Source organism: Pseudomonas gingeri (assembly GCF_013385635.1).
Classification (GTDB): Bacteria; Pseudomonadota; Gammaproteobacteria; order Pseudomonadales; family Pseudomonadaceae; genus Aquipseudomonas; species Aquipseudomonas gingeri_A.
Genome location: NZ_JACAPR010000010.1, coordinates 259776 through 279859, shown reverse-complemented (window position 1 = coordinate 279859; position 20084 = coordinate 259776). Strand labels below are relative to the sequence as shown.

Here is a 20084-nt window from a genome sequence, read left to right as displayed (position 1 = left end):
GTCCTTGAGGTAACCGTCATGAACTACACCCAACCGACCCGACTGCAAGCGGCCATCCTCGACTGGGCCGGTACCGTCGTCGACTTCGGCTCGTTCGCACCGACCCAGATCTTCGTCGAGGCCTTCGCCGAATTCGACGTGCAAGTGTCCATCGAAGAAGCCCGTGGCCCGATGGGCATGGGCAAGTGGGACCACATCCGCACCCTGTGCGATCAGCCGCTGATTGCCGAGCGCTACCGCCAGGTATTCGGCCGGACGCCCAGCGACGCCGATGTCACCGCCCTCTATCAGCGCTTCATGCCACTACAGATCGAGAAAATCGCCGAACACTCGGCACTGATTCCCGGTGCCCTCGACACCATCGCCCAACTGCGCCGGCAAGGCCTGAAGATCGGCTCGTGCTCCGGCTACCCGGCCCAGGTAATGGAAAAGGTCGTCGAACTGGCGACCAGCAACGGTTATGTCGCCGACCATGTGGTCGCCACCGACGAAGTGCCGAACGGTCGCCCCTGGCCGGCCCAGGCCCTGGCCAATGTGATCGCCCTGGGCATCGACGATGTCGCGGCCTGCGTGAAGGTCGACGACACGGTGCCGGGCATCCTCGAAGGACGTCGCGCCGGCATGTGGACCGTCGCCCTGGTGTGCTCCGGCAACGCCCTGGGCCTGACCCACGAGGCCTACCGCGCACTGGACAGCGCCAGCCTTGCCGCCGAGCGCCAGCGTATCCACGGCCTCTTCGCCGGCTCGCGTCCGCACTACCTGATCGACACCATCAATGAGTTGCCACAGGTGATCGAAGCGATCAACCAGCGCCTGGCCAACGGGGAAATGCCCCAGGGCAGTTGATCCTCGAACAAGGCAAACAGGGCAGATGTGCCGATAACGCGTCAGGCGCCGCTCACTCGGCGCCTGATTCCAACAGCCTGAGAATCAGGCCTTCTTGTGCTGCTCGACCCACCGGGCGTAGGCATTGATAAAGCCCTGCAGGAACGGCTTGCTCTGTTCCGCCAGCTTGCCCGACTCATCGAAGGCGCTGCCCGCCCCACCGAAATAGGCCTCCGGCTGCTGCATGCACGGCACATCGAGGAACACCAGCGACTGGCGCAGGTGATGGTTGGCGCCAAAGCCACCGATGGCGCCCGGTGATACGCTGATCACCGCGCCCGGCTTGCCACTCCACGCACTTTTGCCATAGGGCCGCGAACCGACGTCGATGGCATTCTTCAATACGCCGGGCACCGAGCGGTTGTATTCCGGGGTCACGAACAATACGGCATCGGCGCCGGCGACCTGCTGGCGGAACGTCGTATAGGCCGCCGGCGGCGCGCCATCGATATCTTCGTTGTAGAGCGGCAGGTCACCGATCTCGACGATCTGCAACTTCAGACTGGCCGGCGCCAGGTCGGCCAGGGCCAGCGCGACCTTGCGGTTGAGCGATGCTTTTCTCAGGCTGCCGACCAGGACAGCGACGGTATGGACAGTGCTCATGGACACTCCTGACAGTCGGGACAAAGGAGCTTTAGTTATAGATGATCAGGCGCCACAGCTGCGGCTATTTTCTTCCCGCCAGTCCGGCATTGCCCCGCGCGAAGCCGGGAGCCTGTAGGATAAGCGGACTATTTTTTCCACCGCGCAAAACTTCCCCCGCCAAACCACGGTCTACTGAGCCGCAATCGGGTGTTCATTTCCAGAGGTTCTAAACAGATGGCTGCAGTACTCGTCGGACAATTTCATGCCAGGGACGCGGAAGGTCGCGTCTATTCCGTGCATGAGTTCCAGGAATCCACGCCTTCAGCCGAAGGCCTGGCCGGCACGGAGCCAGTCACCACCTACAAACTCGCCATTGGCGATCGCGTCAATAAACTCGACGATAACGAGTTCGTGCTGGTGCAATCGGGGATCACCATCACCCGCGAGCCAGAGAGCACTGTTGTCGCGTAATAACCCATCGCTATCAGCCGTCACGCGGGCTGCAGTCTTGCGCGCCAACTTGAGTTAGGATCAGTCCACTGACCTCCTCTGTGCTGGACATGGACTTCACGCATGCGTCTACGCCATATCGAAGCAATCCAGGCCATCCTGCAGACCGGCAACCTCGGCGCCGCCGCCGAGTTGCTGCAGCTGCCGACGTCCACGCTCAGTACCACCCTGCAGGATGCCGAACAGCAACTGGGCTTCCTGTTGTTCGCCACGGTACGCGGACGGATGCAGGCGACGCGTGAGACCCGCGAACTGCAACCGCAGATCAACCGCCTGTATCGGGAGCTGGAACCCCTGCGGCGCTTGGCCGCCGAGCTGCGCCAGCATCAGGACGCGCCCTTGCGGGTGGTCTGCACCCCGACCCTCGCCCAACACCTGCTTCCGCAAAGCATCGCGGCCCTGCGCCGACGTTTTCGCGAAACACCCTGCACGCTATCCAGCCAGCACACCCGTGAGATCGTGCGCAGCCTGCTGTTGCGGGAAATCGACCTGGGCCTGAGCCTGCACAATCCCGAACACCCGCAGATCCAGTGTGAGGCCTTGACCCAGGGCAAACTGCAACTGCTCGCCCCCCACGGCTGGCTGCAACCCCGGCAGAAATACATCTCCCTGCAGGATCTGGCGGGGCAATCGATGGTCGGCCTGGAGGAACAGGACACCCTCAGCCTGCTGCTCGATGGCAAGCTGCAGACCCTGCGTCCGCAGCCGGTGGTGCAGACGCGGGTACAGACTTACCAGATGATGCGCAGCATGGTCGAAGCCGGCGAAGGCCTGGCGATTGTCGATCCGTTCACCGCCGTGGGCGCCAGGGACGGCGGGTTGGATACCTGCCCGCTGTCACCGGCCATCCCTGTCACCCTGTATGCCCTGACCCTGAAGGAGCACGAGCCTTCGGCGGCACAGAAGGCCTTGCTGGAAATCATCGGCGAAAAGGCGGCTGCCATGCTGGTGCCGTCCTGATCATCTAGAACAGCAGGTACCAGAACAGCGCCACCTCTGAAGTCTGCGCGTCGATTGCGCGATAACGCAGATGATCCATTCCGCCCAGCACATAACCGCAACGCTCGTAGAGCCGGCACGCCCCCAGGTTGTTGTTCTGGGTTTCGAGCATGACCCCCGGCAGGTTTTTCTTGTGGCTCCAGAACCGCACCACGTCCAGCAGCGACTTGGCCACGCCATGGCGGCGCGCCCGGGCATCCACCGCCAGTTCGTCGACATGGGCAAAGCCGTTCCAGTTGGTGCTGACCACCACGTGACCGACCGCCCGGCCATCCAGATAAGCCATGAAGATCGCACTGTCCGCCGCCCCCCGATAGCTGGCGAACTCCTCGGGATCAATGCCATAGCACTTGCGATACGGTGCCACCGCGACCAGTGGCCACTGGTCGACCTTGCGGTTCATCTCGGCCCGGCCATAAGCCTTGACCTCGAAACTGAAATCGCTGCCCCAGATGTACTCGGAGAAGCCCTCGTCGGCCACCCGGACCGAGACTTCAGGGTCTTTCGGGTTCATGACTAAATGCATAGGGCGAACTGTCCTCAATCCTTGATGCAATCGACGGTATAGCAGCGGCCATGACCGTCGTCTTCGTGTTGCAGGCCGTGCACGTCCGCGACGAAGCCGGGAAAGCCGTTGTCGAAGGCCCGGGCGAAGGCCAGGTAGTCAATGATCGAACGGGTCGCTTCGGTGAAACGCTCACCGGGCATGATCAACGGGATGCCGGGCGGGTAAGGTACCAGCATTACGGCCGCGACCCGACCTTGCAGTGCATCGATCGACACGGCCTCGACCTCGCCACGGACCAGGCGGTCATAGGCATCGGCCGGTTTCATGGCGATTTCCGGCAGCACCGTGTACATGCGCTTGAGGTGCCTGGCCGTGGCATTGCTGCGATAACAACCGTGCAGTTGATCACACAGGTCGCGCAAACCCATGCCCTGATAACGCTGCACGCCCTGTTTCGCGACGGACGGCAGGCAACTGGCCAGGCTGACATTGGCGTCGTAGTTACGCTTGAACTCCAGCAGCTCGGTCAGCAGGGTGCTCCATTTGCCCTTGGTGATACCCATGGAGAACAGCACCAGGAACGAATAGAGGCCGGTCTTCTCCACCACCAGGCCGCGCTCCCAGAGAAACTTGCTGACCACCGCCGCCGGAATCCCGCGCTCGCTCAGTGCGCCGCCGGCGGTCAGGCCCGGCATCACCAGGGTGACCTTGATCGGGTCCAGCAGTACATAATCCTCGGCGACGTCACCAAAGCCATGCCAGTCTGCCTGTGGTTCCAGCAGCCAGTCGGCGGTCTCGACCCGGTCGATGCCCTCCACTCGCGGCGCCTGCCAGATACTGAACCACCAATCGTCGGCGGCAATGTGCTGCCTCAGGTTGGCCAGGGCCCGGCGAAAGCTCAGGGCTTCATCGAACATTTCCTGCAACAGCGAGCGTCCCGCCGGACCTTCCATCATCGCCGAGGCGACGTCCAGGGAGGCAATGATGCTGTATTGCGGCGAGGTGGAGATATGCATCATGAAGGCTTCGTTGAAACGGTCGCGGTCCAGCTGACGCGCGCCGCCGTCCTGCACATGGATCATCGATGCCTGGCTGAAGGCCGCCAGCAGCTTGTGGGTCGAGTGGGTGGTGAACACCAGCGGGCTGTCCGGGGTTCGCGAGGTGCCCATGCCATAGCGTCCGGCAAAGAACTCATGGAAGGCCGCATAGGCATACCAGGCTTCGTCGAAATGCAGCACTTCGACACTGTTGCCCAGGCTCTGCTTGATCAGTTCGGCGTTGTAGCACAGGCCGTCATAGGTCGAGTTGGTGACCACCGCCAGCTTGACCTTCGGCGCACGCCCCCGAGTCAGCGGGCTGGCATCGATCTTCGCCTGGATCGACTCGCGACTGAATTCGCTCAGGGGAATCGGGCCGATGATCCCCAGCTCGTTGCGCTCCGGACACAGGTATAGCGGGATGGCGCCAGTCATGATGATCGAGTGCAACACGGACTTGTGGCAGTTGCGATCCACCAGCACCAGGTCGTCACGTCCGACCATCGAATGCCAGACGATCTTGTTCGCGGTCGACGTGCCGTTGATCACGAAGAACGTGTGGTCGGCGCCGAAATTACGCGCCGCCCGCGCCTCGGCCTCGGCCAGCGGACCTGTGTGATCCAGCAACGAACCCAGCTCCGGAACCGACACCGACAGGTCGGAACGCAAGGTGTTTTCCCCGAAGAACTGATGGAACGCCTGCCCTACCGGACTTTTGCGATAAGCCACGCCACCGCCATGCCCCGGCGTGTGCCAGGAATAGTTGGAGTCGGCGGTGTGTTGCACCAGGGCACGGAAAAATGGCGGCAACAGGCCATCCAGGTAATTACGCGCGGCACGGGCCACCTGGCGCGCCAGGAACGGCACGGTATCCTCGAACAGATAAAGGATGCCGCGCAGTTGATTGAGCTCGCTCATGGCATCGGCCGGTGCGTTTTCCAGGGTGACCTGCTCACCGAGGGCGAAAATCGGCAGATCGGGGGCGCGGACCCGCGCCAGGCGGATCAGCTCGACCATGTTCTGCAGCAGGTGGGTATTTTCCCCGGCACCCTCGGCAGCAATCAGCATGCAGGCCAGGCCGTGGTGGGTCGAGGCGACGAGGCGGCCCTCGGCGTAGTCGACGGCGCAGAACACGCTGAAGCCTTCCTGCTCCAGCTCCTTGGCGATTCCCCGTACCCGATCCCCGGCGACAGTGTCCGCCTTGATATCGCGGTGCACGATCAGGATCGGAAACTTCAAATCCTTGTACATGGGCTTTTCAGTCCTGAAACGGCGGAACGTTGTCCGCCCATTCCTTCAGGGTAGAAGCTGTTTGCCCTACATGTGAACCGAAGCGAGATCTCTTGTAACAAAAGCCCGTGGAAAAACCACTAGTGCAACTGCGATTCGGCTTCCGCCAGTTGTGTCCAGAGCGCGGGTGCTCCGGCGGACTTGGCAATGACTTCCAGACGGGCCAGGTGTTCGGCCAGTTCGCTCTCGCTGGCACGGATGATCCGGCTTGGCGCGCGGTCCGCCGGCAGGCGGCGGATCTCGGTGGCCTGGTTGCCCGAACCTTCGCCGGAACCATTGCCGTCGGTGGCGTTGCCGGCCAGGGACAGGCTGGTCTGGCCACCGGTCATGGTCAGGTAGACGTCGGCGAGAATCTCCGAGTCGAGCAAGGCGCCGTGCAGTTCCCGGCCGGAGTTGTCGACGCCGTAACGCTTGCACAGGGCATCGAGGTTGTTGCGCTGCCCTGGGTGCCGCTCCCGCGCCATCATCAGGGTATCGAGGATGCCGCAGTGCTGGCTGATGTCGGCACGGTCGTGCTGCCCCAGCAAGGCGAATTCGTTGTTGATGAAGCCAACGTCGAACGCCGCGTTGTGGATGATCAACTGCGCGCCCTTGATGAATTCGAAAAATTCATCGGCCACTTCGCCGAAGCGTGGCTTGCCCACCAGGAACTGGTCGGTGATGCCGTGGACGCCGATCGCGCCCTCGTCGCTTTCACGGTCCGGTTGCAGGTAGACGTGGAAATGCCGGCCCGTGAGGCGGCGGCCCATCAGTTCGACGCAACCGATCTCGATGATCCGGTGACCGTCGGTGACCGGCATACCGGTGGTTTCGGTATCGAGTACCACACTACGCATGTTTGATTCCTCGCACTTCATCCACGCCGCGATTGGCCAACTGGTCGGCGCGCTCGTTGCCATGATGGCCGATATGCCCGCGCACCCATTTCCACTTCACGGTGTGACGGTTGACCTGCTCGTCGAGCAATTGCCACAGGTCGGCATTTTTTACCGGCTCCTTGGCCGCGGTCTTCCAGCCGCGCTTCTTCCAGTTGACCATCCACTCGGTGATGCCTTTCATCACGTACTGGGAGTCGGTCACCAACAGCACCTCGCAAGGCCGCTTGAGCTCTTCCAGGCCACGGATCGCGCCCAGCAGCTCCATACGGTTGTTGGTGGTGTTGAGCTCGCCGCCCCAGAGTTCTTTCTCGACACCCTTGCAGACCAGCAGTGCGCCCCAGCCACCAGGGCCGGGATTGCCCTTGCAGGCACCATCAGTGAAGAGTTCAACGCTATCGCTCATTACAACCTTTCCATCGAAAATTGCCCTGTGGCCCGCCGGCAACTGGCCGACGACGCCCGGACCGGAGGACCCGGTCCCTGGAAAAAACATTATCTCGCTAGGGTTCGCTGTGGCGGCGGTTGACCTTGGCCATGGGCAACGGCACCAACTTGCCGACCGGTTCGCGCCGCACCTGGCGCACGGGCCGCAGGCCGACCACGATCTTGCGCGCCACCAACAGATAGAAGCCACCGCCCGACAACTGCCAGCCGCCGGCAACCCGTTCCCAGCCCGCCAGCCGTGCTTGCCAGGCCGGTGAAGCCAGCGGCGGACGATAGCATCCGAAGCGGCGTTTCTCCAGCGCAAAGCCCAGCAGGTTGAGCCAGTCGGCGACCCGTGACGGTGAAATGCAACGGGCCTGGCGCAGCGCATCGTGGGCGAACACGTGCCGCAAGCCCCAGGTACTCCAGGGATTGATCCCGATGATCAACAGGTGCCCGCCGGGGCGCACGCTGGCCGCCGCTTCACGCAGCAGGCCGTGGGGCGACAGGCAGAAGTCCAGGCCGTGTTGCAGCACCACGACATCGGCCGCGTGTTCGCTCAACGGCCAGGCCTGCTCTTCACAGACGATCTCCACCCCCGGCAGCGGCGCACCGAGACGCACATTGCGCCGGACCTGCTGCGCTTGCGGCGGGGTTTCGGCGGACGGGCCGTAGTGCACCAGGTAGCCGCCGAAATAGCGCCCGAGTTCATCCTCGAGCACGCGCCGCTCTTCATCGAGCAGCAGTTGCCCCAACGGGCCGGACAGCCAGTCACGGGCCGCGCTGATCAGTGCCAGCCAGTCAGGATCAGCCTGAGCGAACGCTTTATCGGTCATTGCTTGCTCCAACTCGCCATGAGTCCTTCCCAGGCTCTAAGATGCGCCATTGTTTTCCGCTTGGCGACTTCCAACATGATACAGATCGATGCACTGCCCGCCTTCACCGACAACTATATCTGGCTGCTGCAGGACAACGCCCGGCAGCGTTGCGCGGTGGTCGATCCGGGCGACGCGGCGCCGGTGCTGGCCTGGCTGGAACAGCACCCGGGCTGGCGACTGGAGGATATCCTGGTCACCCATCACCACCATGATCACGTTGGCGGTGTCGAACATCTGAAGCAGACGACCGGTGCCCGCGTGCTCGGTCCCGCCGCCGAGAACATCCCGGGCCGCGACGTCGCACTGCACGACAACGACCTGGTCAATGTGCTCGGCCTGGAATTCCAGGTGTTCGCCGTGCCCGGCCATACCCTCGGGCATATCGCCTTCTATCATGAGACTGCCGAAACACCGTTGTTGTTCTGCGGCGACACCCTGTTCGCCGCCGGCTGCGGTCGACTGTTCGAGGGTACACCCGGCCAGATGCATGCCTCCCTCAGCCGACTGGCGGCACTGCCAGCCAGCACCGCCGTCTACTGCACCCACGAATACACCCTGAGCAACCTGCGCTTTGCCCAGGCCGTCGAGCCGCACAACCCGGACATCGCCGCACGGGCGGCACAAGTCAGCCAGTGGCGGACGGACGGGCGGATCAGCCTGCCCTCGAACATTGCCCTGGAACGGCTGACTAACCCGTTCCTGCGGGTCGGGGAAACATCTGTTAAAGAAAAAGCAGACGAACGGAATGGCCTCGATAATCAGTCGCCGAGCGAGGTGTTTGCTGCCCTGCGAGGCTGGAAAGATAAGTTCTAATCCGTGGGGCGGTTGGCACAAAAATTCTGAATGGTTGACCGCACCCTGAGCGCTTTCTAGAATCCCCCGACATTTTTGCCCGGAACTACCTTCCAGCCAATGTCGTCATCTAACCGAAAACCCATCAATAAAGACGCATTGACGCGATTGGCTCAAGCTATCGCCGTGGCTGTGTCCGCCACCCTGGCGGGCTGCCAAGGCTTTCATCACCCAGCGGATAACAGCACCGAACCGGCCCCTAACCTCAGCACCCGGATCAAGCAGAAACCCATCTGGCTCGGCGAGAAAGCCAACCCGACGCCTCCCCAGGATGTATGGGAGCGCATGCGCCAGGGTTTCAAGCTGCAGGACGGCCTGGGGGTGAACCCGCGTATCGAGCAGCAGCGCCTGTGGTTCGCCAGTAACCCGTCGTTCCTGGAAAATGCCAGCGAGCGCGGCACCCTCTACATCCACTACATCGTCGAGCGCCTCGAAGAACGCAATATGCCGCTGGAACTGGCGCTGTTGCCGGTTATCGAAAGCGCCTACAACCCGATGGCCTACTCACGCGCCGATGCGGTCGGCCTGTGGCAGTTCATCCCGTCCACCGGGCGCTATTTCAACCTGCGCCAGGATCGTTTCTACGACGGTCGCCGCGACATCACCGCTTCGACCATCGCGGCGATGAACTACCTGACCCGCCTGCACGACATGTTCAACGGTGACTGGCTGCTGGCCCTGGCGGCCTACAATGCCGGCGAAGGCACCGTCAGTCGGGCCATCGAGCGCAACGAAAAGCTCGGCCTGCCCACCGACTACTGGAACTTGCCGCTGCCCCAGGAAACCCGTGACTACGTGCCCAAGCTGCTGGCCCTGTCCCAGGTGGTCATGGCCCCCGAAGCCTATGGCGTGAACCTCAACCCGATCGCCAACGAACCGTATTTCGCTACGGTCGAAGTCAATCAGCCGATGGACCTTTCCCGTGTCGCGGCCCTGGCCGAGATCGACGAAGACGAGATGATCCAGCTGAACCCCGCCTACAAGCAGAAGGCGACCCTCGACGGTCCGCAACACCTGCTGGTACCGAGTTCCAAGGCACAATTGCTGACCGCCAGCCTGTCGAACCTCAAGCCCGATGAACTGATCAGCCTGCGGCCGAAAAAGCCGGTATTCGATAACGTCGCCAGCAATGGCCCGGTCCGCCTGAACCGTCGCTACAAGGTCAAGAACGGCGACAGCGTGTCGTCGATCGCCAAGACCAACAAGGTTGACGTCAAGGATCTGCAGCACTGGAACAAGCTGTCCGGCCAGAAGCTGAAGATCGGCCAGACCCTGGTGATGCAGGACAATGTCCGGGCTCCGGCCAGCCAGAAGCCCACGACCTACAAAGTGCAGAAAGGCGACTCGCTGTACATTGTTGCCAAGCGCTTCAATGTCGAGATGTCGCACCTCAAGCGCCTCAACCCGCGTACTGGCCAGGCCTTGAAACCAGGACAGATCCTGACGGTTTCGCAGCCGCGCTGAGCCACGTCATGGTCAACAGCAGACGCGGGAGCGTCCAGAGAAGCGTTCCCACGCAGAGCGTGGGAACGATCAACTGTAGGAGCCGGCTTGCCGGCGAACCGCCACGGGCGGCCATCCGGGAAGATCTTCTCGGCAATATGATCGCTATCGCCGGCAAGCCGGCTCCTACAGGGCGTCTATGTGGCAGCCAACAGGCGATTAGCACATGGCGTCGTGCCTTTTTCCTGTCGATACAAGCTGTTAAGGTACGATCCACATAGCCCAAGCCGCCTGGATCGGATCTCTGACTTGATGCGTCCCCTCCTCCTGCTCTTCATCAGCCTGGCCTTGAGCTCTCCCGCAAGCGCGACGATCAGCGAAAGCCACGGTTATGCGCAGTTCGGCACGCTCAAGTACCCCGCCAGGTTCACCCATTTCGATTGGGTCAATGCCGACGCGCCCAAGGGCGGCACCCTGCGGGTCATGGCCTTCGGCACCTTCGACACACTCAACCCCTATACCTTCAAGGGCAGCAGCCCGGTCTCGACCGCGAACTTCCTGCAATACGGCGTCAACGAGCTGAACGAAACCCTGATGGTCGGCACCGGGCAGTACGCCCCCTCCGGCGACGAACCGACCTCCAGCTACGGCCTGATCGCACAATCGGTGGAGTACAGCGAAGATCGCAGCTGGGTGGTGTTCAATCTGCGCCCCGAAGCACGCTTTCACGATGGCACGCCGATCACGGCCTATGACGTGGCCTTTTCCTACCGCCTGCTGCTCAAGGAAGGTCATCCCCAATACAGGACCAACCTGCAGGAGGTTGCACGGGTCGATGTGCTCGGTCCGCAGCGGATCCGTTTTGTCTTCAAACGCTCGGGCAACCCGTTGTTGATCCTGCGCCTCGGTGAACTGCCGGTGCTGCCGCAGCACTACTGGCAGGGCCGCGACTTCAAGGCGACGACCTTCGAGCCACCGCTGGGCAGCGGTCCCTACCGCATCACCCGGGTCCAGCCCGGTCGGCAGTTGGTGTTCGAACGAGTGAAGAACTGGTGGGGCGAGAACCTGCCGGTCAATCGCGGCAAGTACAACTTCGACCGCGTCGAAGTCGAGTTCTATCGTGACAGCGATGTCGCCTTCGAAGCCTTCAAGGCCGGGGAATTCGATATCTACATCGAACACCAGGCGAAGAACTGGAACACTGGCTACAACTTTCCCGCGGTCACCCGCGGCGAGGTGATCAAGGCCCAGATTGCCCACCAGATCCCGACCCAGACCCAGGGTCTGTTCATGAACAGCCGCCGCAGCACCTTTGCCGTGGACAAGGTGCGCGAAGCCATGGGGCTGATGTTCGACTTCGAATGGACCAACAGGACCCTGTTCAGCGGCGCCTATCAACGCGCCATGAGCTACTACCCCAACAGTGAATTTTCCGCCGACGGGCTGCCGGTCGGACAGGAATGGCTGTTGCTCTCGCCATACCGCGACCAACTGCCCGCGGGCCTGTTCAGCCAGCCATTCAGCCTGCCCCGGACCGACGGTCGTGGTATCCCCCGCGAGTCCCTGCGCCAGGCCCTGGCCCTGCTCAAGGAGGCCGGCTGGAAACTCGACGGCCAGCGCCTGCTGAACAGCGCCGGGCAACCCCTGCGTTTCGAGATCCTGCTGGTCAATCCGAACCTGGAGCGGATCCTGCAACCTTATGTCGAAAACCTCGCCAGTATTGGTGTAGACGCCCACCTGAGAACAGTGGATCGTGCCCAGTACAAACAGCGTCTCGATCAGTTCGATTTCGACATGATCCTGATGACCCTCGACCAGACCCTCAGCCCGGGCCTTGAACAATGGCAGTACTTTCACTCCAGCCAGGCCGCCATCAAGGGCAGCAAGAATTATGCGGGCGTCGCCAATCCGGTGGTCGACCACCTGCTCGAAGCCCTGCTGGCGGCCCGCTCGCGGGACGAACAACTGGCCGCGGGGCGCGCCCTTGACCGGGTACTGCTGTGGCAGCACTACATGATTCCCAACTGGTACCTCAACTATCATCGCCTGGCCTACCGCAACCGGTTCGCCTTCGTCACCACGCCGCCGTACACCCTGGGCCTGAGCGCCTGGTGGATGAAAGCTTCGGAGAAAGCCCAATGATGCCTTTGCGTGCCCTGCTGCTGTCCGCCAGCGGCCTGTTGCTGACCGGGATGGTCGGTTTCGCCAGCGCCGCCCCGCAACACGCCCTGACGCTCTATGACGAGCCGCCGAAATACCCCGCCGACTTCAGGCATGTCGATTTCGTCAATCCGGATGCGCCCAAGGGCGGCACCTTCCGCCAATCGGCCTCAGGGGGGTTCGACAGCCTCAATCCCTTTATCAGCAAGGGCGTACCCGCTGACGATATCGGCCTGATCTACGACACCCTGGCCCGCCAGGGTATGGACGAACCCTTCACCGAGTACGGGCTGGTCGCCGGAAAGATCGAAAAGGCCCCGGACAACAGTTGGGTACGCTTCTACCTGCGCCCCGAGGCCCGCTTCCATGACGGCCATCCGATGCGCGCCGACGACGTGGTGTTCAGTTTCCAGACCCTGATCAAGGATGGCGCCCCGCTCTACCGCGCCTACTACGCCGATGTCGACGAGGCGATCGCGGAAGATCCGCTGCGGGTGCTGTTCAAGTTCAAGCACACCAACAACCGCGAGCTGCCGCTGATCCTTGGCCAACTGCCGGTACTGCCCAAGCATTGGTGGGCCACCCGTGATTTCACCAAGGGCAACCTGGAGTTCCCCCTCGGCAGCGGCCCGTACAAGGTGGCCGAAGTCAAGGCCGGACGCTCGATACGTTATGAACGGGTGAAGGACTACTGGGCCAAGGACCTGCCGATCAATCGCGGGTTCTACAACTTCGATGTGATGACCACTGACTACTACCGCGACAACAGCGTCGCCCTCGAAGCCTTGAAGGCCGGGCAGTTCGACTACTGGCTGGAGATGAGCGCGAAAAACTGGGCCAATGCCTACAACACGCCGGCCGTGGCCCAGGGGCGCCTGATCAAGGAACAGATTCCCAACGGCAACCCGACCGGCATGCAGGGTTTTGTCTACAACCTGCGCAAACCGATGTTCCAGGATGTCCGCGTGCGCCACGCACTGAGCCTGCTGTTCGACTTCGAGTGGAGCAACAAGCAGCTGTTCAACGGCGCCTACACCCGCACCCGCAGTTACTTCGAGAACTCGGAGATGGCCGCCACGGGCCTGCCGGACAAAGCCCAACTGGCGATTCTCGAGCCCTTGCGCGGCAAGGTCCCCGGGCAGGTGTTCGACGAGGCCTTCCAGCCACCGCTGTGTGACGGCAGCGGGATGATCCGCAACCAGCAACGCCGTGCCTACCAACTGCTGCTGGAAGCCGGCTGGCATATCGTCGACGACAAGATGGTCGACACCAACGGCAAGCCGGTGAGCATCGAGTTCCTGCTGGCCCAGACCGAGTTCGAGCGGGTGCTGCTGCCGTTCAAGCGCAACCTCGCCGACCTGGGCATCGACCTGGTGATTCGCCGGGTCGACGTCTCCCAGTACATCAACCGCCTGCGTTCGCGGGATTTCGACATGGTCGTCGGCAGCTTCCCGCAGTCCAGCTCGCCGGGTAACGAGCAGCGTGAGTTCTGGATGTCCGCCAGCGCCGACAAGCCCGGCAGCCGCAATACCATGGGCCTCAAGGACCCGGCCGTGGACACCCTGGTGGAACAACTGATCAACGCCGACTCCCGGCAGAGCCTGGTGGACCACGCGAGGGCACTGGACCGTGTGCTGCAGTGGGGTTACTACGTGATCCCGAACTGGCACATCAAGACCTGGCGCGTTGCCTACTGGGACCATATCGGCCACCCGAAAGTCTCGCCGAGCTATGACGTCGGCACGTCCACCTGGTGGATCAAGCCGGACGCCAAGCCGGCGGTATCGCTGGAAAAAACCAACAGCACAAGCGCGGAGCAATAAGATGCTGGCTTATATTTTTCGGCGACTGTTGCTGATCATCCCGACCCTGTTCGGCATCCTGCTGATCAACTTCGTGATCATCCAGGCGGCCCCCGGCGGCCCGGTGGAGCAGATGATCGCCAAGCTCGAAGGCTTCGAGGGCGCCACCAGCCGGATCGCCGGCGGCGGCTCGGAAGTCTCGGTGGCCGGCTCCAGCTATCGCGGCGCCCAGGGCCTGGACCCGGCGCTGGTGAAGGAAATCGAACACATGTACGGCTTCGACAAGTCGGCGCCGGAGCGCTTGTGGATCATGATCAAGAACTACGCGACCCTGGATTTCGGCGACAGCTTCTTCCGTGACGCCAAGGTCATCGACCTGATCCGGGAAAAGATGCCGGTGTCGATCTCCCTCGGGCTGTGGAGCACCCTGATCATGTACCTGGTCTCGATCCCGCTGGGGATCGCCAAGGCCACCCGCCACGGCAGTCATTTCGATGTCTGGACCAGTTCGGCGATCATCGTCGGTTATGCCATCCCGGCATTCCTGTTCGCGATCCTGCTGATCGTGGTATTCGCCGGCGGCAGCTACCTGGACTGGTTTCCCCTGCGCGGACTGACCTCGAACAACTTCGACCAGTTGAGCATGGGCGGCAAGATCCTCGACTATTTCTGGCACCTGGCCCTGCCCGTCACCGCGCTGGTGATCGGCAACTTCGCGACCATGACCCTGCTGACCAAGAACAGCTTCCTCGATGAAATCAACAAGCAATACGTGGTCACCGCCAAGGCCAAGGGCCTGACGCAACGCCGGGTGCTCTACGGCCACGTGTTCCGCAACGCGATGCTACTGGTGATCGCCGGCTTTCCCTCGGCCTTCATCGGCATCTTCTTTACCGGTTCGTTGCTGGTGGAGGTGATCTTCTCCCTCGACGGCCTCGGCCTGATGAGCTTCGAGGCGGCGATCAACCGCGACTATCCGGTGGTCTTCGGCACCCTGTTCATCTTCACCCTCCTGGGCCTGGTGGTGAAACTGATCGGTGACCTGACCTACACCCTGGTAGACCCACGCATCGACTTCGAACATCGGGAGCATTGAGATGAAGTTATCCCCCCTCAATCGCCGACGCTTCGAGCGTTTCAAGGCCAACAAGCGCGGCTGGTGGTCCTTGTGGCTGTTCCTGATCCTGTTCGGCGTGAGCCTCGGTGCCGAGCTGATCGCCAACGACAAACCGCTGGTGGTGCACTACGACGGCGCCTGGTATTTCCCGGCCCTCAAGCGCTACCCGGAAACCACCTTCGGCGGCGAGTTCCCGCTGGAGGCCAACTACAAGAGCCCGTATATCCGTGAACTGATGAAGGCCAAGGATGCCTGGGTGGTCTGGGCGCCGATTCCCTTCAGCTACCAGAGCATCAACTACGACCTGAAGGTCCCGGCGCCCGCCCCGCCCTCGGCGGACAACCTGCTGGGGACCGACGATCAGGGCCGTGACGTGCTGGCACGGGTGATCTACGGTTTCCGCATCTCGGTACTGTTCGCCCTGACACTGACGGTCCTCAGCTCGATCATCGGGGTGATCGCCGGGGCGCTGCAGGGCTTCTATGGCGGCTGGGTCGACCTGGCCGGCCAGCGCTTCCTGGAGATCTGGTCGGGCCTGCCGGTGCTGTACCTGCTGATCATCCTCGCCAGCTTCGTCCAGCCGAACTTCTGGTGGCTGCTGGGGATCATGCTGCTGTTCTCCTGGATGAGCCTGGTGGACGTGGTCCGCGCCGAGTTCCTGCGTGGCCGCAACCTGGAATATGTCCGCGCGGCCCGGGCGCTGGGGATGCAGAACATCGCAATCATGTTCCGCCATATCCTGCCCAACGCCATGGTTTCGACCATGACCTTCATGCCGTTCATTCTCACCGGCGCCATCGGCACCCTGACCGCCCTCGACTTTCTCGGCTTCGGCCTGCCGCCGGGAGCGCCGTCCCTCGGCGAACTGGTGGCTCAGGGCAAGTCCAACCTGCAAGCGCCATGGCTGGGCATGAGCGCCTTTGCCGTACTGGCGATCATGCTGAGCCTGCTGGTATTTATCGGCGAGTCCGCTCGCGACGCCTTCGACCCGAGGAAATAACATGAATCAGGACAATCTGATCGAAGTGCGCGACCTCGCGGTGGAGTTTGTCGTCGGCGAACACCGCCAGCGCGTGGTCGAGAGCGTCAGCTTCGATATCCGCCGTGGCGAAACCCTGGCCCTGGTTGGCGAAAGCGGCTCCGGCAAGTCGGTAACGGCACACTCGATCCTGCGCCTGCTGCCCTACCCCCTGGCGCATCATCCGAGCGGGACCATCCAGTACTCCGGGCAGAACCTGCTGGCCCTCAAGGAGAAAACCCTGCGGCATATTCGCGGCAACCGTATCGCGATGATCTTCCAGGAACCGATGACTTCGTTGAACCCGCTGCACTCCATCGAGAAGCAGATCAACGAAGTGCTCGGCATCCACAAGGGATTGACCGGCAAGGTGGCCACACGACGCACCCTGGAGCTGTTGGAGCTGGTAGGCATACCCGAGCCGCACAAACGCCTCAGGGCGCTGCCACACGAGCTCTCCGGCGGTCAGCGCCAGCGTGTGATGATCGCCATGGCGCTGGCCAACGAACCCGAGCTGCTGATCGCCGACGAGCCGACCACGGCGCTGGACGTCACCGTGCAACTGAAGATCCTCGACTTGCTCAAGGAACTGCAGGCGCGCCTGGGCATGGCGCTGCTGTTGATCAGCCATGACCTCAACCTGGTGCGGCGGATCGCCCATCGGGTCTGTGTGATGCAGAGCGGGCGTATCGTAGAACAGGCGGACTGCGAGGAACTGTTCTGCAAGCCGCAACATCCCTACACCTGTGAATTGCTCAGCGCCGAGCCGCGTGGCGAACCGGCGGCGAACAAGGCCGGCGCGCCATTGCTGGAAGTCGAGGACCTGAAGGTCTGGTTCCCGATCAAGAAAGGCCTGCTGCGCAGTACAGTGGACCATGTCAAGGCAGTGGACGGCATCAACTTCAGCCTCCCCCAGGGCCAGACCCTGGGAATCGTCGGTGAAAGCGGTTCGGGCAAGTCGACCCTCGGCCTGGCGATCCTGCGACTGATCGGCAGCAAAGGCGATATCCGCTTCGAAGGCCAGTCGTTGAGCTGCCTGTCCCAGCAGCAGGTACGACCGTTGCGACGGGAAATGCAGGTGGTGTTCCAGGACCCGTTCGGCAGCCTCAGCCCGCGCATGTGTGTCAGCGAGATTGTCGGTGAAGGCCTGCGCATCCATAAGATCGGCACAGCCGCCGAGCAGGAGCAGGCGATCATCGCCGCGCTGAAGGAAGTCGGCCTCGACCCACAGACCCGCCACCGCTATCCCCACGAGTTCTCCGGTGGACAGCGGCAACGGATCGCCATCGCCCGGGCCCTGGTACTCAAGCCGGCGCTGATCCTCCTGGATGAGCCGACCTCGGCCCTAGACCGCACCGTACAGCGCCAGGTCGTCGAGCTGCTGCGCTCGCTGCAGGTCAAGTACAACCTGACCTACCTGTTCATCAGCCACGACCTGGCTGTGGTCAAGGCGCTGAGCCATCAGCTGATGGTGGTCAAGCATGGCCAGGTGGTCGAGCAAGGGGCGGCGCAGGAGATCTTTGCCGCACCGCAGCATCCCTATACGAAAAAGCTGCTGGAGGCGGCGTTTCTCGTTCCCGGGTCCGTCGCCCCCTGACTGCCCCGTGCCCTGAAGTACATAAACAAGAAGGCCGCTCGATTGAGCGGCCTTCTTGTGTGTGGCTAGGCAGTATCAGCGGCTTCAGAAGCGCTTGATGTCAGCCTGGCCTTCGAGTTGCTTGCGATACGCGGCGAAATCCTGCTGGCCGATACGCGAAGCGAGGAAGCGACGATAGGAGGCTTTCTCCTCATCGGTCGGTGCAGCACCTTCGTTCACGCCACTCAGGCGCACGATCACCAGGCTACCATCAGCCAGGGTCACGGTATTGAAGGTCGGCTTGTCCTTGGCTTCAGGCTTCGGCATGCGGAACAGCGCCTGCAGCACGGCAGGATCGACACCTTCCTGACCACGGGTCGCGGCTTCCTGGACTTTCCAGGACAAGCCGGCAGGTAGCGCCTTGCCATCACGCAGGCTGGCGATCAATCCTTCAGCCTTGACCTTGGCATCCGCGGTGGCATGTTCCTTGGTCAGTTGCTTGCGAATGCTCGCATCAACGCTTTCCAGCGGCAGTTGCTCGGGCTTGCGGTGCTCCTTGGCACGCAAGACGATGACCGTATCCGGATCCAGGTCGATGGCGGTGCTGTTGGCCCCCTCGTCAAGGACTTCCGGGCTGAACGCGGCAGTCACCACGGCGCGATTCGCCGCTACGCCTTCGCCGCCTTCACGGCCGAACGGAGCGGAAGTCTGTACCTTCAGGTTCAGGTCCTGGGCCGGCTGGGCCAGATCGGAGGCTTCGAACGACGAGTCTTCCAGTTGCTTGGTCGCCTCGACGAAACGCTGCTCGACCTGCTGGGCCTTCAGCTCACGGGTCAGCTTGTCTTTCAGGCTGGCAAAGGTCGGCACTTCAGGTGCTTCGACACCCAGCAGCTTGATCAGGTGATAACCGAACTCACTGCGCACCGGAACCGACACCTGGTCCTTGTTCAACGCATACAGCGCTTTCTCAAAGGCCGGATCGTAGACGCCAGGACCGGCGAAACCGAGGTCACCACCATTGTTGGCCGAACCCGGGTCCTGGGAGAACTCCTTCGCCAGGGCGGCGAAGTTCTCACCCTTGGCCAGACGCTGCTGGATCTCTTCGATCTTGGCCTTGGCCTGGGCGTCGGTGGTCTTGTCGTTCACTTCGATCAGGATATGCGCGGCCCGACGTTGCTCGGACAGGTTGGCCGTCTCTTTCTGATACAAGGCTTGCAGGTCTTCGTCCTTGACGCTGACCTGGTCAAAGAAGGAAGACTTCTTCAACTCCAGGTAATCCACCACCACCTGATCCGGGGTCATGAATTCCTTAGCGTGCTTGTCGTAGTAAGCCTTGACCTCATCATCGGTCAGTTTCACGACCGACGGATCGGACTTGATGCTCAAGGAGGAGAAATCGCGAGTCTGCTTCTCCAGACGGGCAAAGGCCGACACCTGGGTATCGGTCACGAAACCGCTGCCCGCCAGACCGGCGCGCACCTGGCCGATCAGCATTTCCTGGGCCAGCATCTGGCGGAACTGCATACGGCTGTAGCCCAGTTGGCGAATCACCTGATCGAAACGATCAGGACTGAATTTGCCGTCCACCTGGAATTCAGGTGTCAGCAGAATGACCTGGTCCAGCGCCGCTTCGGAGAAAGCGAATTTCGATTTCTCGGCGCCCTGCAGCAACAGCTTGCGATCGATCAGCCCTTTCAGAGCGGATTCACGCAGCATCTTTTCATCCAGCAGCGACGCGTCGAAATCCTTGCCCAGCTGTTGCATCAGCTGGCGGCGTTGCATGTCGACCGCCTGGCTCAGCTCGTTCTGGGTGATTTCCTCACCATTGACCTTGGCCGCGTCCTGACTGGTGGAGGTAGCCCGGAAAATGGCATCGAAACCGGTCAGCGCCATCAATGCGACGATGACCCCGATAATGGTCTTGGCAATCCAGCCTTGTGAATTGTCCCTGATATTTTGCAGCATGCGTCCCCCAGAAACGGTTGAACTTCAAAATAGGCAACCGTGGAGCGTGGGTAGAATCCGGATAGAAGAAAGGCGCATCCGAGGATGCGCCTTCTCGTAACTGGCGGAGCGGACGAAGATCGAACGTGCGACCCTCGGCTGACGGGTCGGCGCTACCC

Annotated in this window: 17 protein-coding genes; 10 read left to right on the top strand and 7 right to left on the bottom strand. The window is 62.1% G+C overall.

All coding sequences use genetic code 11. From position 1 onward, the window contains the following. The first annotated feature begins 18 nt into the window (after positions 1-18). Positions 19-846 (top strand): phosphonoacetaldehyde hydrolase, encoded by an 828-nt coding sequence (phnX, locus tag HX851_RS11675; RefSeq protein ID WP_177065458.1) that lies wholly within the window; start codon positions 19-21, stop codon positions 844-846. A gap of 84 nt (positions 847-930) precedes the next feature. On the opposite strand, the gene HX851_RS11670 is transcribed toward phnX, so the two are convergent. Continuing rightward, positions 931-1488: an NADPH-dependent FMN reductase gene (locus HX851_RS11670; protein WP_177056470.1), complete on the bottom strand. Its 558-nt coding sequence runs from the start codon at positions 1486-1488 to the stop codon at positions 931-933. A gap of 216 nt (positions 1489-1704) precedes the next feature. Here HX851_RS11670 and HX851_RS11665 point away from each other — a divergent pair, with 216 nt between their 5' ends. Then, complete coding sequence (locus HX851_RS11665; protein WP_177056471.1) at positions 1705-1941, top strand: hypothetical protein; 237 nt, start codon at positions 1705-1707, stop codon at positions 1939-1941. A gap of 102 nt (positions 1942-2043) precedes the next feature. Further along, entirely contained in the window at positions 2044-2940 is an 897-nt protein-coding gene (locus HX851_RS11660) for a LysR family transcriptional regulator (protein ID WP_177065457.1), read from the top strand. A 4-nt stretch (positions 2941-2944) separates the two neighbouring features. Here HX851_RS11660 and HX851_RS11655 read toward each other — a convergent pair whose 3' ends face one another. The 5 genes from HX851_RS11655 to HX851_RS11635 form a co-directional block, all read right to left on the bottom strand. Further along, positions 2945-3505, bottom strand: a complete 561-nt coding sequence (locus HX851_RS11655; RefSeq protein WP_177056473.1) for a GNAT family N-acetyltransferase — start codon at positions 3503-3505, stop codon at positions 2945-2947. Positions 3506-3519: 14 nt separating this feature from the next. Then, positions 3520-5775 (bottom strand): Orn/Lys/Arg family decarboxylase, encoded by a 2256-nt coding sequence (locus HX851_RS11650; protein ID WP_177065455.1) that lies wholly within the window; start codon positions 5773-5775, stop codon positions 3520-3522. Positions 5776-5894: 119 nt separating this feature from the next. After that, entirely contained in the window at positions 5895-6650 is a 756-nt protein-coding gene (gene dnaQ / locus HX851_RS11645; RefSeq protein WP_177056475.1) for a DNA polymerase III subunit epsilon, read from the bottom strand. Next, complete coding sequence (gene rnhA, locus HX851_RS11640) at positions 6643-7095, bottom strand: ribonuclease HI (RefSeq protein ID WP_017129539.1); 453 nt, start codon at positions 7093-7095, stop codon at positions 6643-6645. The genes dnaQ and rnhA overlap by 8 nt, the downstream gene beginning before the upstream one ends. Positions 7096-7192: 97 nt before the next feature. After that, a complete protein-coding gene (locus tag HX851_RS11635; RefSeq protein ID WP_177056476.1) occupies positions 7193-7951 on the bottom strand; it encodes a methyltransferase domain-containing protein in 759 nt (252 codons plus the stop codon). A 75-nt stretch (positions 7952-8026) separates the two neighbouring features. Here HX851_RS11635 and gloB point away from each other — a divergent pair, with 75 nt between their 5' ends. The 7 genes from gloB (at position 8027) to HX851_RS11600 (ending at position 17982) form a co-directional block, all read left to right on the top strand. Continuing rightward, positions 8027-8806 carry a hydroxyacylglutathione hydrolase gene (gloB, locus tag HX851_RS11630; RefSeq protein ID WP_177056477.1) on the top strand — a complete coding sequence of 260 codons (780 nt, stop codon included), beginning with the start codon at positions 8027-8029 and terminating at the stop codon, positions 8804-8806. Between the two features lie 99 nt (positions 8807-8905). Beyond that, positions 8906-10309 (top strand): transglycosylase SLT domain-containing protein, encoded by a 1404-nt coding sequence (locus HX851_RS11625; RefSeq protein WP_177065453.1) that lies wholly within the window; start codon positions 8906-8908, stop codon positions 10307-10309. Positions 10310-10600: 291 nt separating this feature from the next. Continuing rightward, entirely contained in the window at positions 10601-12430 is a 1830-nt protein-coding gene (locus HX851_RS11620; RefSeq protein ID WP_177065451.1) for an extracellular solute-binding protein, read from the top strand. Then, positions 12427-14271, top strand: coding sequence for an extracellular solute-binding protein (locus tag HX851_RS11615; RefSeq protein ID WP_177065449.1), 1845 nt, complete (start codon positions 12427-12429; stop codon positions 14269-14271). The genes HX851_RS11620 and HX851_RS11615 overlap by 4 nt, the downstream gene beginning before the upstream one ends. A gap of 1 nt (position 14272) precedes the next feature. Next, the gene (locus HX851_RS11610) at positions 14273-15346 is read left to right on the top strand and encodes a microcin C ABC transporter permease YejB (RefSeq protein ID WP_177056481.1); all 1074 of its coding nucleotides are present in this window, start codon (positions 14273-14275) and stop codon (positions 15344-15346) included. A gap of 1 nt (position 15347) precedes the next feature. Beyond that, positions 15348-16367 (top strand): ABC transporter permease, encoded by a 1020-nt coding sequence (locus HX851_RS11605; RefSeq protein ID WP_177056482.1) that lies wholly within the window; start codon positions 15348-15350, stop codon positions 16365-16367. 1 nt (position 16368) lies between these two features. After that, a complete protein-coding gene (locus tag HX851_RS11600; protein ID WP_177065447.1) occupies positions 16369-17982 on the top strand; it encodes an ABC transporter ATP-binding protein in 1614 nt (537 codons plus the stop codon). A gap of 84 nt (positions 17983-18066) precedes the next feature. On the opposite strand, the gene HX851_RS11595 is transcribed toward HX851_RS11600, so the two are convergent. Continuing rightward, complete coding sequence (locus HX851_RS11595; RefSeq protein WP_177056484.1) at positions 18067-19926, bottom strand: SurA N-terminal domain-containing protein; 1860 nt, start codon at positions 19924-19926, stop codon at positions 18067-18069. Between the last annotated feature and the right edge of the window lie 158 nt (positions 19927-20084).